At 66.2% G+C, this 15,395-nt stretch carries 15 protein-coding genes; 8 read left to right on the forward strand and 7 right to left on the reverse strand.

The genetic code is table 11. The features are described from left to right. Positions 1-51: 51 nt before the first annotated feature. The 4 genes from RH857_RS12775 to RH857_RS12790 form a co-directional block, all read right to left on the reverse strand. On the reverse strand, positions 52-492 hold the full coding sequence (locus tag RH857_RS12775; RefSeq protein WP_310538362.1) for a hypothetical protein: 441 nt from the start codon (positions 490-492) through the stop codon (positions 52-54). A 19-nt stretch (positions 493-511) separates the two neighbouring features. Beyond that, complete coding sequence (locus RH857_RS12780) at positions 512-793, reverse strand: hypothetical protein (protein ID WP_310538363.1); 282 nt, start codon at positions 791-793, stop codon at positions 512-514. A 16-nt stretch (positions 794-809) separates the two neighbouring features. Further along, the gene (locus RH857_RS12785) at positions 810-1,358 is read right to left on the reverse strand and encodes a hypothetical protein (protein ID WP_310538364.1); all 549 of its coding nucleotides are present in this window, start codon (positions 1,356-1,358) and stop codon (positions 810-812) included. A gap of 146 nt (positions 1,359-1,504) precedes the next feature. Next, positions 1,505-3,175, reverse strand: coding sequence for an alkaline phosphatase (locus RH857_RS12790; protein ID WP_310538365.1), 1,671 nt, complete (start codon positions 3,173-3,175; stop codon positions 1,505-1,507). Here RH857_RS12790 and RH857_RS12795 point away from each other — a divergent pair. Next, positions 3,075-3,296, forward strand: a complete 222-nt coding sequence (locus tag RH857_RS12795) for an alpha/beta hydrolase (RefSeq protein ID WP_310538366.1) — start codon at positions 3,075-3,077, stop codon at positions 3,294-3,296. The genes RH857_RS12790 and RH857_RS12795 overlap by 101 nt on opposite strands. Before the next feature lie 6 nt (positions 3,297-3,302). On the opposite strand, the gene RH857_RS12800 is transcribed toward RH857_RS12795, so the two are convergent. Then, positions 3,303-4,046: a lysophospholipid acyltransferase family protein gene (locus tag RH857_RS12800; RefSeq protein ID WP_310538367.1), complete on the reverse strand. Its 744-nt coding sequence runs from the start codon at positions 4,044-4,046 to the stop codon at positions 3,303-3,305. A 64-nt stretch (positions 4,047-4,110) separates the two neighbouring features. Between RH857_RS12800 and RH857_RS12805 the strand changes: the two genes are divergently transcribed. From RH857_RS12805 to RH857_RS12825, 5 genes are all read left to right on the forward strand, one after another. Continuing rightward, complete coding sequence (locus RH857_RS12805) at positions 4,111-4,878, forward strand: alpha/beta hydrolase (RefSeq protein WP_310538368.1); 768 nt, start codon at positions 4,111-4,113, stop codon at positions 4,876-4,878. A gap of 36 nt (positions 4,879-4,914) precedes the next feature. Next, positions 4,915-5,301 carry a hypothetical protein gene (locus tag RH857_RS12810; RefSeq protein WP_310538369.1) on the forward strand — a complete coding sequence of 129 codons (387 nt, stop codon included), beginning with the start codon at positions 4,915-4,917 and terminating at the stop codon, positions 5,299-5,301. 4 nt (positions 5,302-5,305) lie between these two features. After that, positions 5,306-7,243: an AMP-dependent synthetase/ligase gene (locus RH857_RS12815; RefSeq protein ID WP_310538370.1), complete on the forward strand. Its 1,938-nt coding sequence runs from the start codon at positions 5,306-5,308 to the stop codon at positions 7,241-7,243. A 102-nt stretch (positions 7,244-7,345) separates the two neighbouring features. Next, complete coding sequence (locus tag RH857_RS12820; protein WP_310538371.1) at positions 7,346-9,226, forward strand: AMP-dependent synthetase/ligase; 1,881 nt, start codon at positions 7,346-7,348, stop codon at positions 9,224-9,226. Positions 9,227-9,296: 70 nt separating this feature from the next. Further along, the gene (locus tag RH857_RS12825; protein WP_374761172.1) at positions 9,297-10,709 is read left to right on the forward strand and encodes a class II 3-deoxy-7-phosphoheptulonate synthase; all 1,413 of its coding nucleotides are present in this window, start codon (positions 9,297-9,299) and stop codon (positions 10,707-10,709) included. On the opposite strand, the gene RH857_RS12830 is transcribed toward RH857_RS12825, so the two are convergent. Both RH857_RS12830 and RH857_RS12835 read right to left on the reverse strand, forming a co-directional pair. Beyond that, positions 10,693-12,213, reverse strand: a complete 1,521-nt coding sequence (locus tag RH857_RS12830) for a protein kinase domain-containing protein (RefSeq protein WP_310538372.1) — start codon at positions 12,211-12,213, stop codon at positions 10,693-10,695. The two genes, RH857_RS12825 and RH857_RS12830, sit on opposite strands and share 17 nt — an antisense overlap. Before the next feature lie 72 nt (positions 12,214-12,285). After that, positions 12,286-13,407, reverse strand: a complete 1,122-nt coding sequence (locus RH857_RS12835; protein ID WP_310538373.1) for a polyprenyl synthetase family protein — start codon at positions 13,405-13,407, stop codon at positions 12,286-12,288. A gap of 81 nt (positions 13,408-13,488) precedes the next feature. Between RH857_RS12835 and dinB the strand changes: the two genes are divergently transcribed. Both dinB and RH857_RS12845 read left to right on the forward strand, forming a co-directional pair. Further along, complete coding sequence (gene dinB, locus RH857_RS12840) at positions 13,489-14,724, forward strand: DNA polymerase IV (RefSeq protein WP_310538374.1); 1,236 nt, start codon at positions 13,489-13,491, stop codon at positions 14,722-14,724. Positions 14,725-14,853: 129 nt separating this feature from the next. Further along, positions 14,854-15,270: a DUF3040 domain-containing protein gene (locus RH857_RS12845; RefSeq protein WP_310538375.1), complete on the forward strand. Its 417-nt coding sequence runs from the start codon at positions 14,854-14,856 to the stop codon at positions 15,268-15,270. Positions 15,271-15,395: the final 125 nt, after the last annotated feature.

A 15,395-nucleotide genomic window follows, 5' to 3' on the forward strand; every position in this document is an offset into this window, starting at 1 on the left:
CGGAGGCGCTGTGCCCTCAGACCGTGTTCACAACCTCACGGGGAAGTACAACTAGTCGTCCGCCGCCGCTCGCTGGGCGTGGGCCGGAGCGCGCCGCGCGCGGCGTGGGGCCCGCTGCACGTCAGTGGGCTCATCCTCGGCAGCGCTGTCCCCTGTGGTGCTCTCATCCTCGGGGAAGAGGTCGTTGACGCCGTCGTCGGACTCCTCAGCGGCGGTGCCCGCGGCCTGGGCTTCAGCAAGTGCGGCATCAATCCGGGCCTGGGTGGCCTTCTCCTGACGGATCTTCCGCCACCGCTTCAGGACCAGCCAGGCGATAATCAGGCCCAGCACCAGCAGATGCGGCCAGGGCATTGCCCAGGCGGCCCAATCGGTGCTTGTGGCCTCGATGGGCACGTCGATGACGTCTTCACCCACCGCCACCGGGACGGTGTCGATCTCGCCGGAGAACCGGAACAGCGGCCACACGTTCTCCAGCTGGGCAGAGACCGCCACATCCTGTCCCGGGAGGATCTCACGGTGCTCGGTGCCGGGGGGCGCTGCGCTCGCCGATGCCCAGCACGTGGGAGCCCACGGCAGTGGACTCGGAGCCCAGACGCACGTTGCCGGTGTTCTCCACCCGGTAGTCCACATAGAGGGTGCCGGGGGTGAAGGGGTTCCAGGAACCCTCGTAGCGAGTCTCAAGCCCGGTGACGGCCAGGGTGGGGACCAGGTCGCCTGCCACGCGCAGGTGCACGCGGACACCCACGCGGGACTCCATACCGACGCCGCCGGAATCCTGTGCGAGGGCCGCCACGATGCCTGCAGGATGGTCACCCGGAGTAGCGTGCCTCTGGCACAGTGATGCTCACCGGCAGGGTGATGTCGGATTCCGGCTCCAGCTCAACGGTGACCGGCTCGCCGGGTGCGGTGTCTTCTCCGACGGTGATCCATGACCCCGCAGCCTCGGGGGCGTCACTGGAGGGGAGTACATCAAACTGACCGTCTTCGGTAATGAGGCCGTCGCTGGCGTAGACCACGAAGCTGGCGGGGTGATCGCTGAAGTTCGTCACGGTCACGGTGTCCTCGGCGCTCTCGCCGGGTTCGATCTCCGTGCGCAGGGAGATGTGGGGTTCAGCGTCCTGCCCGTCCTCGCCAGGAGTGATGGACCAGGTGGTGCGTCCCCCGGAGTCTTCACCCGCGGGTTCACTGTGGTCCTCGTCGGATCCTTCTTCGGTGCTGCCGTCCACTGGATTAGAGGAGGCGGCGGCCACGGTGGGGAGCAGAACAGCGAGCTGAACGATGACGAGCATCACAGCCGCGAGAATCACTGAGGGCCACCGGAGGGCGGGCCTCAGCCGGTGGGTGGTGCAATCAGACACAGGAGAATCCTTGGGTATCAGTCGTGGTCAGGAAAACAGGGGTGGCCCGCCGGGGCCCGCGAGACCGCTGGTGCAGTCTGCGCGGGACCCGACGGGCCGGTCTGACTGGCTCCGTCCCAGGAAGGACGAGCCAGATGAAGGTGTGATTAGTCGACCGGGAAGAGCGAGACAGTCAGTTCGCCCTCGTAGTCACCGGCGGGAGCGTCGACAGGAGCCTCCAGGGCAACCTCCGCGGTCAAGCCAGTGGTTCCGAGACGGTTGTCGCCCACCGCGGAACCCAGGGTTTGGGGCTGAGCCAGACCGACTCCGCCGCGAAGCAGCGTGCGGACCGGTGCGCCCTCAGTGACGCCTTCGCGGGAGTTGTTGGCCAGAGCCGGGGACCATCCCAGGTACCCGGGAGCCAGCACATTCGTGCCGGACTCCAGGCGGGAGGACTGACCGGAGACAGTCCAGCCGCCGTTCTCGCCGCCGGCCTGAGCCGGTGCACGGGAGTCAGTCACGGAAATCGTGGGCAGCACGCCCAGGTAGCGGCGGGCGTCACCGATGTTGTGACCGCCGGTCAGCTCAACGCCGTTGTTCTGGGCGATGGATATCACCAGGGAGCCGGGGCCGGTGCCCGGGTCGCCCAGCTCGGGGATGGTCACGTCCAGCGGGATGCCGTCAGAGTCACGGGCCTCGGCATCTTCGCCCCAGAGCTCGAAGTTCATCAGAGCCACGTCGATGTTATCCACGTAAGCTCCCCGGACAGGGTCGGTCCCCTTGATGTAGTCGTAGAAGAGCTCGGCGCCTGCACCGCGGGCGAAGAGAGGAACCAGGTGGTTGGTGTGGTCACCGGAGTACCAGCCGTCAGTGGGCAGTTCGCCTGCGGTGCCGCTCATGGAGGTCCACTGGGGCTCACCGTGCGGGCCCTCGAGGTAGCCGGTCTCGTGGTCGGCGGTGACGATGACGAGAGTCTCGTCCCAGGAGGAGTTCTGCTCCACCCAATCGTTGACGACCTCAACGGAATCATTGAAGGCGATCATCTCTTCGATGGTGCCGGTGGTGGCGTTAGCGTGACCGGCCCAGTCCACTGCGCCGGCCTCGACCATGAGGAAGAAGCCCTCGTCGTTCTGAGAGAGCACGTTCAGGCCCGCGCGGGTCATATCGGGAAGCGAGACGATGTCATTGCGATCAGCTTCGAAGGGAGCCAGCTGCTGATCCGCGGTGAGGGGCTCTCCATCGGTGCGGCCGGAACCACGACGGGCTTCAGCTTGAGCGAGGCTGTCACGGTTGTACTGCAGGGTGGTGGCGGCGGGGGCGAGGCCGAAGAAGCGCTCAGGCACGTCGATGCCATCGGCCACAGCCTCGATCTCCTCGGAGGTCTCGACGAAAGTGAAGCCGGTGTTGCCACTCTGCAGATCGGTGTACTGCCCCTCGGTCATCCACTGCCAGTTGGCGGTACGGGGCTGGGAATTCTCGTCGAAGAGGGGGTGGCCGGCACCAATGATCACGTCCAGATCGCCGTAGATCATCTGCTCGGCGATCTCGTGGTTGGAACCACGGGAGGCTACGTGGGCGCCCCAGGACGCGGGCGTTGCGTGGGCGAAAGGCACATCGGAGACCACGCCGGCGGACCGTCCGGTCTCCTGGGCGAACTGCGCCACGTTCTTGGCTTCATTGCCGTGCGCGTCCACACCAATGCGGCCGTTGACAGTTTTCACACCGCTAGCCAGCGCGGTGCCAGCAGCTGCGGAGTCGGTGGCGCCATGGCGGGCGCAAGACCCGCTGAGCCACCCCGAGTGGGGCCAGCGACTCAGTGAGCACCTGCTGGCCGGCACGCCGGTGGTCTACGAAGGGCCGGGATTCGGGGCATACGGGCGCAGCGATTGCGTCGACGCGGTAGTTGACGACTACTTTCTCGAATACGCCGTGCCCGTGGCCCACCCGGTGTGCTCGTGACCAGGATCAGTCCTGCTTACGACGGCGGAACTTGCCCAATCTCTTCTCCGCCTGGGCCTTCTCCGCTTCAAGCTTGCGCTTGACGTCGGCCGCATAGACGTCCACGTACTCCTGACCCGACAGGCGCATGATCTGGTAGATGATGGCGTCGGTAACCGCGCGCTGGGCGAATCGGTCCTTGGCATTGGCGTAGTAGGACTCAAAGGTCATGGGCTCACCGATGATCATGCCCACCCGGCGGACCCGGGGGACCATCTTGCCCAGAGGCTGAACCTTGTCCGTGCCGATCAGGGCGATCGGGATCACCGGCACCTGGGTGTTGAGCGCCAGGCGCGCCACGCCCAGCTTTCCGCGGTAGAGGCGGCCGTCGGGGCTGCGCGTGCCCTCCGGGTAGATGCCCAGCAGGTCACCGTTGCGCAGAGCCTGCTCGCCGGCGTTGAGAGAGTTCTGGCTGGCCGCGCCTCCGGAGCGATCCATAGGAATCTGGCCGCTGGCGTCGAAGAACCAGCGGTTCCAGGCCCCGGCGATCCCCTTGCCCTGCCAGTAGTCCTTCTTCGCCAGAAAGCGCACCTGCCGCGGGACCACCACGGGGATAAACACCGAGTCAGAGAAGGAGAGGTGATTCGAGGCCAGAATGGCCGGTCCTTCGGCGGGAATGTTGTCCAGGCCCTTGACCCAGGGCCGGAAGGTCGTCTTGACCACCGGCTCTACCAGGAACGTCTTGGCCAGGTGATAGAACGACGACGCCACAGTCTCCTCTTCCTCTGCTCTTCGGTGACGAACACCCCTACTCTAGGGCCACTACAGTAAACCCATGGTGAACAGCGCCCCGACCCGCGGTCCCGGCAGTCGGCCCGGAGCCCTCGTGCTACACGGCTTCACCTCCACCACGGCCTCGATGCAGCCGGTGGCTGATGCGCTCGCCGACGCCGACATCGATGTGGAGATGCCCTTGCTTCCCGGCCACGGGACCCATTGGCAGGACCTCGCGGCCACTCGCGCCGAGACCATTCTGGAAGCTGTCGCAGCAGCCCATGACCGCCTTGCCGCCCGGTGCGCCACGGTGGTGCCCGTGGGACTGTCCATGGGCGGGGCCCTGGCGCTCTGGTCCGCAGCGCGCACCCCGGGCAGCGGAGGAGCACCCTCTCCCGGCGTCGTGGTGATCAATCCAGGGCTGCGTCTGGCGCCGATGACCGGTGCGGCCGCGGCCGTGCTGGGCCGCTTCCGCCCCACTCTGCCTGCCATCGCCGGGGACATCGCCAAGGACGGAGTGGTGGAGGAGGCGTACGAGCAGACTCCGCTGCGCGGCGTCGTCCAGCTGGACCGTCTCTTTGCCCGCAGCAGGAAGGCTCTGCCGCTGCTGCGCGAACGTGGTACTGCCGTGATGCTCCTGCGTTCCCCGCGGGATGCGGTGGTGGGCAGCCGTTCCGCACAGCTGCTGAAGAAGAGGCTGGCGCCCGGACAGGTCACGGAAGTGATCCTGCGGCGAAGCGGTCACGTCGCCACGTTGGACTGGGACGCTGACCTGCTTCAGCGCCGCACCGTCGGTTTCATCCAGTCCGTGCACGTGCGTGACAGGTAAGTGACGGGCCGCAGGCCTGCCGGTAGGCTGGAGGGCATGAACAAGCGACGCGATGACATCCCGTCAGGTCCCAAGCCGGTCCCCGGGCGCCCCGTGCCCAAGAACCTTGGCAGCAGCGGCCGGCGGCCGGCGGCGCGCGGCCCGCGCGACTACACCGTCAACGATGACGTGCTCGCTGAGATCGACGATTTCCGGCCGCCCCACCCCAAGAACCCGCTGGCCGGGGCGAAGCCCGGCGTGGTCATCGGCGCCACGCTGACCATTGCGGCGATCCTGTGCCTGGTGGTCTTCCCGTTCCTGCCGGTGAACTTCCCCACCTGGACCACCCTGGCGCTCATCGGCGTGATCCTCCTGGGACTGGTGATCCTGTTCCTCCAGATGCCCTCCAAGCGCAGCAGCAGCGACGACGGCGCGCGGGTCTGAGTCCATGGCAGAGGTGTTCACTCCAGACCGCATCGTCTCCACCGAGCGGGTAGTCGAGGTTGACCCTGCTCTGAACATCACCGACCTGCTGGAGCAGCAGGTCACGCTGGACGCGCACAATGTACTCTTCTCCCGCCGCGACGCCGCCGACGACTGGGACGACATCACCGCGGAGGCCTTTCGGGCTGATGTGGTGGCACTGGCTAAAGGCCTGATCGCCTCCGGTGTAGCCAGCGGGGACCGCGTGGCCATCCTTTCTGCGACCCGCTACGAGTGGACGCTGCTGGACTTCGCGTGCTTCTACGCCGGCGCGGTGCCGGTGCCGATCTATGAAAGCTCCTCGGCCTCACAGATCGCCTGGATCCTGCAGGACTCCGGGGCCATTGCGGCCTTCGCCGAGAACGCCTCCTACGCCAAGACCATCGCGCAAGCGGTCTCCGAGCACTCGGTTGAGAGCCTGCGCGACGTCTACACGATCGACGGTCCAGGATTGGACGACCTGCGGGCCGCAGGTGAGGAGATCACCGACGCCGAGTGCGAGGCGCGCCGCAGCGAGGCTGACCTGCAGAGCTTGGCGACCATCATCTACACCTCCGGCACCACCGGACGACCCAAGGGATGCGAGCTGACCCACGGGAACTTCGTCGACCACAGCCTGCAGACTCTCGCGGCGATGGACGGTGTCATCAGCCGAGACTCCTCCACGGTGCTGTTCCTGCCCCTGGCCCACGTCTTCGCCCGGTTCGTGTCCATCATCTTCATCGCCGCCGGGGGCAGAGTGGCCCATACTGCGGACATCAAGCAGCTGATCGACGACCTGGCAGCGGTGCGCCCCACGTTCCTCCTGGGTGTTCCCCGAGTCTTTGAGAAGATCTACAACGCCGCCGCCCTCAAGGCCGAGGCCGAGGGCAAGGGGAAGATCTTTGCCAAGGCCGTGGATGTGGCGGTGAAGTACTCCCGGGCCACCACAGACTCCCGGCCCTCGCTGCTGCTGAAGGCTCAGCACGCGCTGTTCTCCAAGCTGGTCTACTCCAAGCTCATCACTCGCATGGGTGGCAACGTCACCCATGCCTTCTCCGGGGGTTCGCCGCTGGGCGAGCGCACCAGCCACTTCTTCAACGGCATCGGCGTGCAGATCATCGAGGGCTACGGCCTGACGGAGACCAGTGCGCCCATCACCGGCAACATCCCCAGCGTCTACCGCATCGGTACCGTGGGCACCCCGCTGCCTGGTAACGACATTGCCCTGGCCGAGGACGGAGAGATCCTCGGCCGTGGGGTCTGCGTTTTCCGTGGGTACCGCGAGAACCCCCAGGCCATGGAAGAGTCCTTTGTTTCGGCACACGACGGCGGCCAGGACTGGTTCCGCACCGGTGACCTGGGCGAGCTCGACGAGGTTGGTCGCCTGAAGATCACCGGGCGCAAGAAGGAGATCCTGGTGACCGCCGGTGGCAAGAACGTCTCCCCGGCGCAGCTGGAGGACGTGATCCGTGCCGACGTGCTGGTCTCCCAGGCTGTGGTGGTGGGGGAGGGGCGCCCGTTCGTAGGGGCTCTCATCACCCTGGACTCCGAGACCATCGTGCCCTGGTGCAGGCGTCAGGGAATCGATCCGGAGACGCCGCTGATTGAGCTCACCGAGCATCCACGGGTCCTCAAGCATCTGCAGTCGGTGATCGATCAGGCCAACAGTACGGTCTCCCAGGCTGAGTCGATTCGTGAATTCACCGTCCTCGGTGAGGACTTCACCATCGAATCCGGCCACCTCACCCCGTCCCTGAAGATCAAGCGGCCCGAGGTCATGAGGGACTTCTCCGGCGTCGTTGATGCGCTCTACAGCAAGGCGAGCGCCGCCCGGGAGCGCGCCGCTGCGGCAGGGCAGGCCGCTGGCGAGGCCCTGCGTCGTCGGACTTCCCACCGGTCATCTCGCCGTAAGCCTGACTAAGGGCCTTACCGCCCTCCAGAGAGCGTGCGCCCTCTGGACAAGCCCCCTCCCGCTCACTAGTGTGATGTGGACCACATGACGGTGGTGACTTGAGGAGGAGCCATGACCGCAGCAGCCACGCACACGGCCGGGGGAAGCTCCGACGCGCCGCTGAGAGCCGAGCACTCCGTGCCCCGCATCGTCGAGGTCGAGCCCGAGCTGAACATCACCGATCTGCTCGAGAGGCAGGTCGCCGCAGATCCGGACAATGTACTGTTCGGACGCCAGCTCATCCCCGGAGAATGGACCGACATCACCGCCGCGGCCTTCCGCGAGGATGTCACCGCCTTGGCCAAAGGCCTCATCGCACGCGGAGTCGAGCCCGGCGATCGTGTAGCTCTCATGGCGGCAACCCGCTACGAGTGGACCTTGCTGGACTTCGCCATCTGGTACGCCGGGGCCGTCACCGTGCCGATCTACGAGACCTCCTCACCGAGCCAGATCGCCTGGATCATCCAGGACGCCGGTGTCAGCATCGTCTTCGCAGAGAAGGATCAGCACCTGCGAGCCGTGGACCGGGCCATCGTGGATGAGAACCTCGACGGCGTCGCCCACATCTTCCTGATCGAGGGGGAGGACCTCGAGGAGCTGCGTTCTGCCGGAGCCCAGATCAGCGACGAGGAGGTCGAGAGTCGCCGCAGCCGTGCTGGTCTGGAAGACCTGGCGACCATCATCTACACCTCCGGCACTACGGGACGCCCCAAGGGGTGCGAGCTGACCCACGGAAACTTCGCCGATCTGTCGATCCAAGCGATGACTTCCCTGCAGGCGGTGATCAACAAAGAGGCGTCCACCGTCCTGTTCATCCCTCTGGCCCACGTGTTCGCCCGCTTCATCTCCGTGATCTGTGTCGCCGCCGGCGCCCGGGTTGGGCATACCGGGGACATCAAGCAGCTCGTGGATGACTTAGGGACCTTCCGACCCACCTTCCTGCTGGCGGTGCCGAGGGTCTTCGAGAAGATCTACAACGCCGCCATGATGAAGGCAGAGAACGACGGCAAGGGCAAGATTTTCGCCAAAGCCGCTGAGACGGCCATCGAATGGTCCCGGGCTCAGCAGGCCGGGCGGGTGCCCCTGGGGCTCAGCCTCAAGCACGCCCTCTTTGCGCGCCTCGTCTACTCCAAGCTGCATGCCCGGATGGGAGGGCGGGTGACCCATGCGGTTTCCGGCGGCTCTCCGCTGGGCGCCCGCCTGGGGCACTTTTTCCACGGCATCGGCGTGCAGATCATGGAAGGCTACGGTCTGACCGAGACCACGGCGCCCATCACGGTCAACACCCCGGAGAACTACAAAATCGGCACCGTGGGCATCCCCTTACCCGGCTGTGCCGTGAAGATTGCCGAGGACGGAGAGATTCTCGGCAAGGGTATCTGCGTCTTCAGCAGCTACCGCAACTGGCCTGAGCTGGCCCAGGAGACCTTCACCGAGGACGGATGGTTCAGAACGGGCGACGTCGGCACGCTAGACGAGGACGGATTCCTCACCATCACCGGCCGCAAGAAGGAGATCCTGGTGACCGCCGGGGGGAAGAACGTCTCGCCCGCGCAGTTGGAGGACCAGATCCGCGCTGATGCGATCGTCAGCCAGGTCGTCGTCGTCGGTGATGACCGGCCCTTTGTAGCCGCACTCATCACCCTGGACCCGGAGACGCTGCCCACCTGGCTGCCCCGCCTGGGTCTGGACCCCCAGACTCCGATGAGTGAACTCGTGGAGAATCCCCAGATCCGCGAACACCTGCAGTCGGTGGTCGACCGTGCCAACGAGAGCGTCTCACGGGCGGAGTCGATCAGGGTTTTCAAGGTCCTCGAGCAGGACTTTACGATCGACTCCGGGCACTTGACCCCCTCGATGAAGATCCGCCGCAGCAACGTCGTGAAGGACTACGCCGACGTGGTCGATGAGCTCTACCGCGATGCTGCCCAGAAGCGCGGCGGAACAGGCTGAGGTCTCGACTTCCAACATGTGGAACCCTGATCAGGGCGATTAGGGGCCGTTGCCGCCGCGTGCTTACCCTATGGGGGTGACGAATGCGCCAGAGAACACCTCAGAGACCCTGTTGACCGCGCCCGGAGAGATTCTCCACACCGGTGCCGCCGACTATCCGGGGCTCGATAACTGGCGCGAGCTTCCCCTGACGCAGCAGCCGGACTGGCGCGGTCACCCCGACTTTGACTCCTCCTACGAGGAGCTCTCCGCGAACCCGCCGCTGGTATTCGCCGGGGAGGTCGACAAGCTCAAGCGACGCCTGGCCAAGGTGGCCAACGGCGAAGCCTTCCTCCTGCAGGGCGGGGACTGTGCGGAGACGTTCGACGGCGTCACCGCTGACAAGATCAGCGCCAAGGTCAAGACCATCCTCCAGATGGCAGTGGTGCTCACCTACGGTGCCTCTCTGCCGGTGGTGAAGATGGGCCGCATGGCCGGCCAGTACGCCAAGCCCCGCAGCTCCGATATGGAGACCCGTGGCGATGTGACGCTGCCCAGCTTCCGCGGGGAGATCGTCAACGGCTTCGACTTCACACCGGAGTCCCGGATCCCGGACCCGAAGCGCATGGTCGAGGCGTACCACAAGTCAGCGGCCACCCTGAACCTCGTGCGGGCCTTCACCGAGGGCGGCTTCGCGGATCTGCGCGCGGTGCAGCAGTGGAACAAGGGGTTCATGGAGAACCCCGCTCACGCCCGCTACGAGCAGATCGCCGGAGAGATTGACCGGGCTGTGCGTTTCATGGAGGCTTGCGGCGCGGAGTTCGACGGGCTGAAGCGCACTGAGTTCTACGCCGCCCATGAGGCGCTGCTGCTGGACTATGAACGGGCCCTGACCCGCATCGACTCCCGCACCGGCAAGCCCTATGTGACCTCCGGGCACTTCGTGTGGATCGGTGAGCGCACCCGCGATCTCGACGGCGCTCATGTGGACTACCTCTCGCGAGTCCAGAACCCGCTGGGAGTCAAGCTCGGTCCCAGCACCACGCCCGAGACTGCCCTGGCACTCATCGACAAGCTCGACCCCGAGCGCGAGCCTGGCCGCCTGACCTTCATCTCGCGCATGGGCGCGGCCAACATCCGGGAGAAGCTTCCCCCGCTGGTGGAGGCGGTGCGGGACTCCGGCGCCAAGGTCGTGTGGGTCACCGACCCCATGCACGGCAACACCATCACCGCCAAGAACGGCTACAAGACCCGCCGCTTCGACGACGTCATGGATGAGGTGCGCGGTTTCTTCGAGGTGCACCAGGCTGCCGGCACTTACCCCGGCGGTCTGCATGTGGAGATGACCGGCGACGACGTCGCCGAGTGCCTGGGCGGCTCGGACGTCATCGACGAGTCAGCGTTCGACGCCCGCTACGAGTCCCTGGTGGACCCGCGGCTGAACCACAAGCAGTCCCTGGAGATGGCCTTCCTGGTGGCCGAAGCTCTTACTCAGGTGAAGTAGTCGGCAGCGAAGGGATGATCCCCTCGCTGGCCCCCAGGTAGTACCCGAGCAGCATCAGCAACGCCGTGGCGATCATCATCACCGCGACGGCGATCCAGTGCTGCGTGGGGGTGGGGCCGTGCAGCGACACTCGAGGCCGCTGGCGGTCCTTCCGGTCGCCGCGGGCAGGTTCCTGCGGTGCCACTGAGGTGAAGTGGCTGGTCTCCGGATCATGGACGCTCAGCTGCCCGGGCAGGGGAACCTCCGCGACCGTCTGACGCTCCGCCACATCCAGCGTGGACCACGGGTTGCTCTGTGCCGGGGCCTGCGGACGAGGCGCTCCGGCCGCTTTGGCATGGCCAAGTGCGGCGGTGATGTCTTCATCCCAGACCTGGGTGTCGTCCACCGTGGGGAAGTCCTCCGCCACCGTGGTGGGAGCTGTCGGCGCAGCGGTGCCCGCCGCAGGGGTATAAGTGGGCTCATCTTCTTCGAAACCACCCTCGGCGTGCTCGGGAGTCCCGGCGGAGAGGGCCCCGCCGGTCTCCGGCGCAGGCGGCATGAGGGGAGCAGCGGCCGGCGAAGCATGGGGATGGTGGCGCCGGTGTTTGGCGAGGGCCCCGTCGAAGTCCAGATCCTCGGGGCTGAGCTCTTCGCGCGCCTCTTCCAGCAGCCCTAGGAGCGCATCGGCGTTCTTCGGGCGGTCCGCGGGGTTGATGCGCGTGGCCTCACGCACTAGATCGTCCAGCGGGGCGGCCAGTCCCGGCACATAGGACGACGGAGCGGGGACGGTCGAGTTCACGTGCTGGAAAGCCACCCGAACAGGGGAGTCGCCGGTGTAGGGCTGAACCCCGGTGAGCATTTCGTAGAGCAGAATGCCCATGGCATAGATGTCAGCACGCTCATCGGCGCCCTCGCCGGACAGCAGCTCAGGCGAGATGTAGGCGACGGTACCCATCAGAGTTGAGGTGCCTGAGTGATGGGTGGCCGCGCGCGCCAGGCCGAAGTCAGCAAGCTTGATGTGTCCCTCGGTGGAGACCAGGACGTTCTCCGGCTTGATGTCCCGGTGCACAAGCCCAGCCCGATGAGCGGCGGCAAGTCCGGCCAGAATGGACTGGAGGTACGTCAGGGCCAGCCGTGGGGTCATAGGCCCCTTCTTCAGGAGGGTGCGCAGCGTCGCCCCCGGTACGTACTCCATGACCATGTAAGCGGTCTCGCGCGTCTGTCCCTGATCCAGCACCTGCACAACATTGGGATGAGTGACCAGGGCGGAGTTGCGAGCCTCCTGCTCGAAGCGCTGCACCACCTTGCGGTCCTCAGCCATGTGGGGGAAGAGGACCTTGATGGCGACGTCGCGGTTCAGCCGCTGGTCCCGGGCCAGATAGACCGTGGACATGCCTCCGCGCGCGATGCGCCGGGTGATGGTGTACCGGCCGTCGATGGTGGAACCGATCCAGGTGTCGGCGGTGGAAGTGCCGCCGGCTGAGTCTGGTCTCGGACGCCCCTGGGCATGCTGCTGGTCATTCACCCGCCCAGCGTACCGAACTGCAGCTGAGAGATTCCTCAAGGCCCGGCCCCGCGGCACCGGGCCGGGGAGGTGTCAGGACAGGCGGCTGACCAGCCGTCGGCTTACGTCGGCGAAATCCTCCAGGACCTCAGCCGCTACACCTAGCTGTTTCAGTCCATCAAGCTCCTGCCGGCTCTGGTCCATGAGAGTCTCGATTGAGCGTTCGACCTCGGCGACAGCGCCAGAGGAGACCAGGATCTCTCTGGCGCGTGAGACGTCGTCGTCTGAGAGATCCGGGTTTCCCAGCATGCCGGCAAGCTCCGCTGCCGCCGCCTCGGGGGAGCGGAACAGGCCGTAGGCGATCAGTTCGGTGCGTTTTCCCTCGCGAAGATCATCGCCGACCGGCTTTCCGGTGACCTCGGGATCGCCGAACACGCCCAGGAGGTCATCGCGCAACTGGAACGCCTCGCCCACGGGCAGGGAGGCCGCCCCTAAATTGCGGCGAAGGTCCTCACCGCCGCCGCCCAGGGCGCAGCCGAGCACCACGGGGTATTCGCTGGAGTACTTGGCGGCCTTGAATCGCAGCACATTCCGTGCGCGGGCGACAGCCTCCGCTTCGGAGGGAGCCGGCGGGCCGACCTCGGCCAGCACGTCCAGGTACTGGCCGGTGATGACCTCGGTATGCATCTGCTGGAACACCCGGCGGGCGGCGTCCAGAGTCTCCGGAGCGCCTGAGGACTGCTGCTGAGCCTCTGCGAACGCCTGGCCCGCCCACCCCAGGGCCAGATCCCCGGAGAGCACTGCGCCGGTCGTGCCGAAATGCGGTGCATCGCCGCTGTAGGCATGTTCGCGGTGGAGGGCTTCGAATCGCTTGTGGGTGCTCGGCTGGCCGCGCCGGACGTCTGAACGGTCGATGACGTCGTCGTGTACCAGTGCTGCCGCCTGAAAGAGCTCGAGTGCCACCCCCAGAAGCTCCGCAGCGGAGGCCTCGGACGCGGGCAGCTCGGGCCCACCCCCGGAGCGGGCACTGACGGCAGCGCGCCAGCCGATCCATGCCAGGACCGGTCGCAGCTTCTTGCCGCCGGACGTCAGGGCCAGCAGAGAATCCGCCAGAGGGGCTCCCTCGGGAGAGATGCTGAGAATCTCCTCCCTCCGCCGCTGCAGGAACGTCTCGCAGCGGGCATTGACTCGTCCAACGAAGTCCTCGGCACTCATGCGCACCAGCCTATACGCGGTCGCTCGCGCCGCGCGGAGTGTGCACGACTCCTGTCAGACCACGGCGCTACTGTGGTGGGCATGAACCGCGCGAGCACCCTGCCACCGGGCTCCGCCCCGCGCATCATTGCGCACGTGGACATGGACGCCTTCTACGTGGAAGCGGAGCTGCTGGACAAGCCCGAACTGCGGGGGCGCAAGCTGATCGTGGCCCAGCCGGGCGGCCGCTCAGTGGTGCTCTCGGCCTCCTACGAAGCCCGCACCGACGGTGTGCGTTCGGCAATGCCGCTCTCGCGAGCGATGCAGCTGAGTCCCGGTGCCACGGTCCTTCCTCCTCATATGCACCGGTACCGCGAGCTCTCGGCCGGCATTATGAGTTATTTCGACACACTGACTCATCTCAAGGAGCAGCTCAGTGTGGACGAGGCATTCCTGGATCTGACGGGCAGTCGGCGCAGACTCGGCAGCCCCGCCCAGATGGGGGAGAAGATCCGCCGGGACATCCGCGCCGACTTCGGGCTGCCGGCCACAGTGGGCATCGCGGACCGCAAGTTCATCGCCAAGATCGCCTCCACGCGGGCCAAGCCCGACGGGCTGCTCCTGGTGCCGCCTACCGAACGGCTGAGCTTCCTTCACAGCCTGCCCGTGACGTCGTTGTGGGGCGTGGGCGGCAAGACCGCCCAGGCGCTGGAGCAGATGGGTATTCGGACCGTGCGGCAGCTGGCTGAGACTCCGCCTAAGACTCTGACCGCACGCTTCGGCGTCACCGGTGATCACCTGCACCAGCTTGCCTGGGGGCATGACGACCGTCAGGTGCAGCCGCACCGGGCCGAGAAGAGCATCGGGGCCGAGGAGACGTTTAGTGAGGACATCAGCTCCACCGCCGAACTGAGCCGCGAGCTGCTCCGGCTGGCGCATAAGGTGGCCTCGCGGCTGCGGCGGGCTGAGCTGACGGCCGGAGGGGTGAGTCTGAAGCTGCGCTACCAGGACTTCAGCACCCTGACCCGTTCGGCCACGCTGGTGCACCCCAGCAGTTCGGCCCAAGTGCTGCACCAGCACGCCGTGACGCTTCTGGAAAAGCTGGGTCAGCGCCCCCAGGCGGTGCGCCTCATCGGACTGCGGGCGGAGCGTCTCCATGATTACGACGGCTCCCTGCAGCTGAGCTTCGATACCCGTGACTCTGGATGGGTCGACGCGGAGAAAGCCCTCGACGCCGTAGCGGACAAGTTCCCTCACCTGCCCGTGATGCCGGCCTCCCTCGTGCCGCCCCGGGCACAGCGCGAGGATCCCCGGGAAGAGCGCAGGGAAGAACCCTAGTCTGGTGAATTGCTGGACATTCCGTCACAGGTCCATCACAAGTCAGGGTTACGGCTAGGTCACAGCCCAGTGCAGCAGATAGACTGACGTTCCACAGACCGTAAAGGACCCGAGCCAAGGAGCGTCGCGATGGCACTGTCGGAGCGCGAACAGCGGCTGCTGAGGGAACTGGAGGAGCAGCTCCAGTCCGAGGATCCCAGCTTTGCCAGCTCGCTGCAGGAAGCGTCTGTCGGCAAGCTTAACGTGCGCAATCTTGTGCTCGGCTTGCTCATCGCCGTGGCGGGCATTGGAGTGCTGCTGCTGAGCATCTACAACCAGTGGATCCCCGTGGGCGTTCTCGGGTTCCTCATCATGGGCGGCGGCGTGTACCTCGCCACCACCGGTGGATCCGGGGGTGGCCACCGCAATGACGGCGGGAACGACGACGGCAACGGCAACGGAGGCGGCCCCGGCGGGTCCGGGCCCCGGACATCGGCGCCGAGTCCCTCAGGATCCTTCATGAGCAATCTCGAGGAGAAGTGGGAGCAGCGTCGCCAGCAGGGCTGACCTCCACTTTCCTCCACCTATAAGAAAACCCCTCCCGCGGGAGGGGTTTTCTTATGCCCGGAAGTCGATGAGGGGTTATAGGCCATAAATGTGTTGCTGGTCCGGGCGTGTCCAGGGGATTCAGA

The organism is Nesterenkonia flava (genome assembly GCF_031432335.1).
Classification (GTDB): Bacteria; Actinomycetota; Actinomycetes; order Actinomycetales; family Micrococcaceae; genus Nesterenkonia; species Nesterenkonia flava.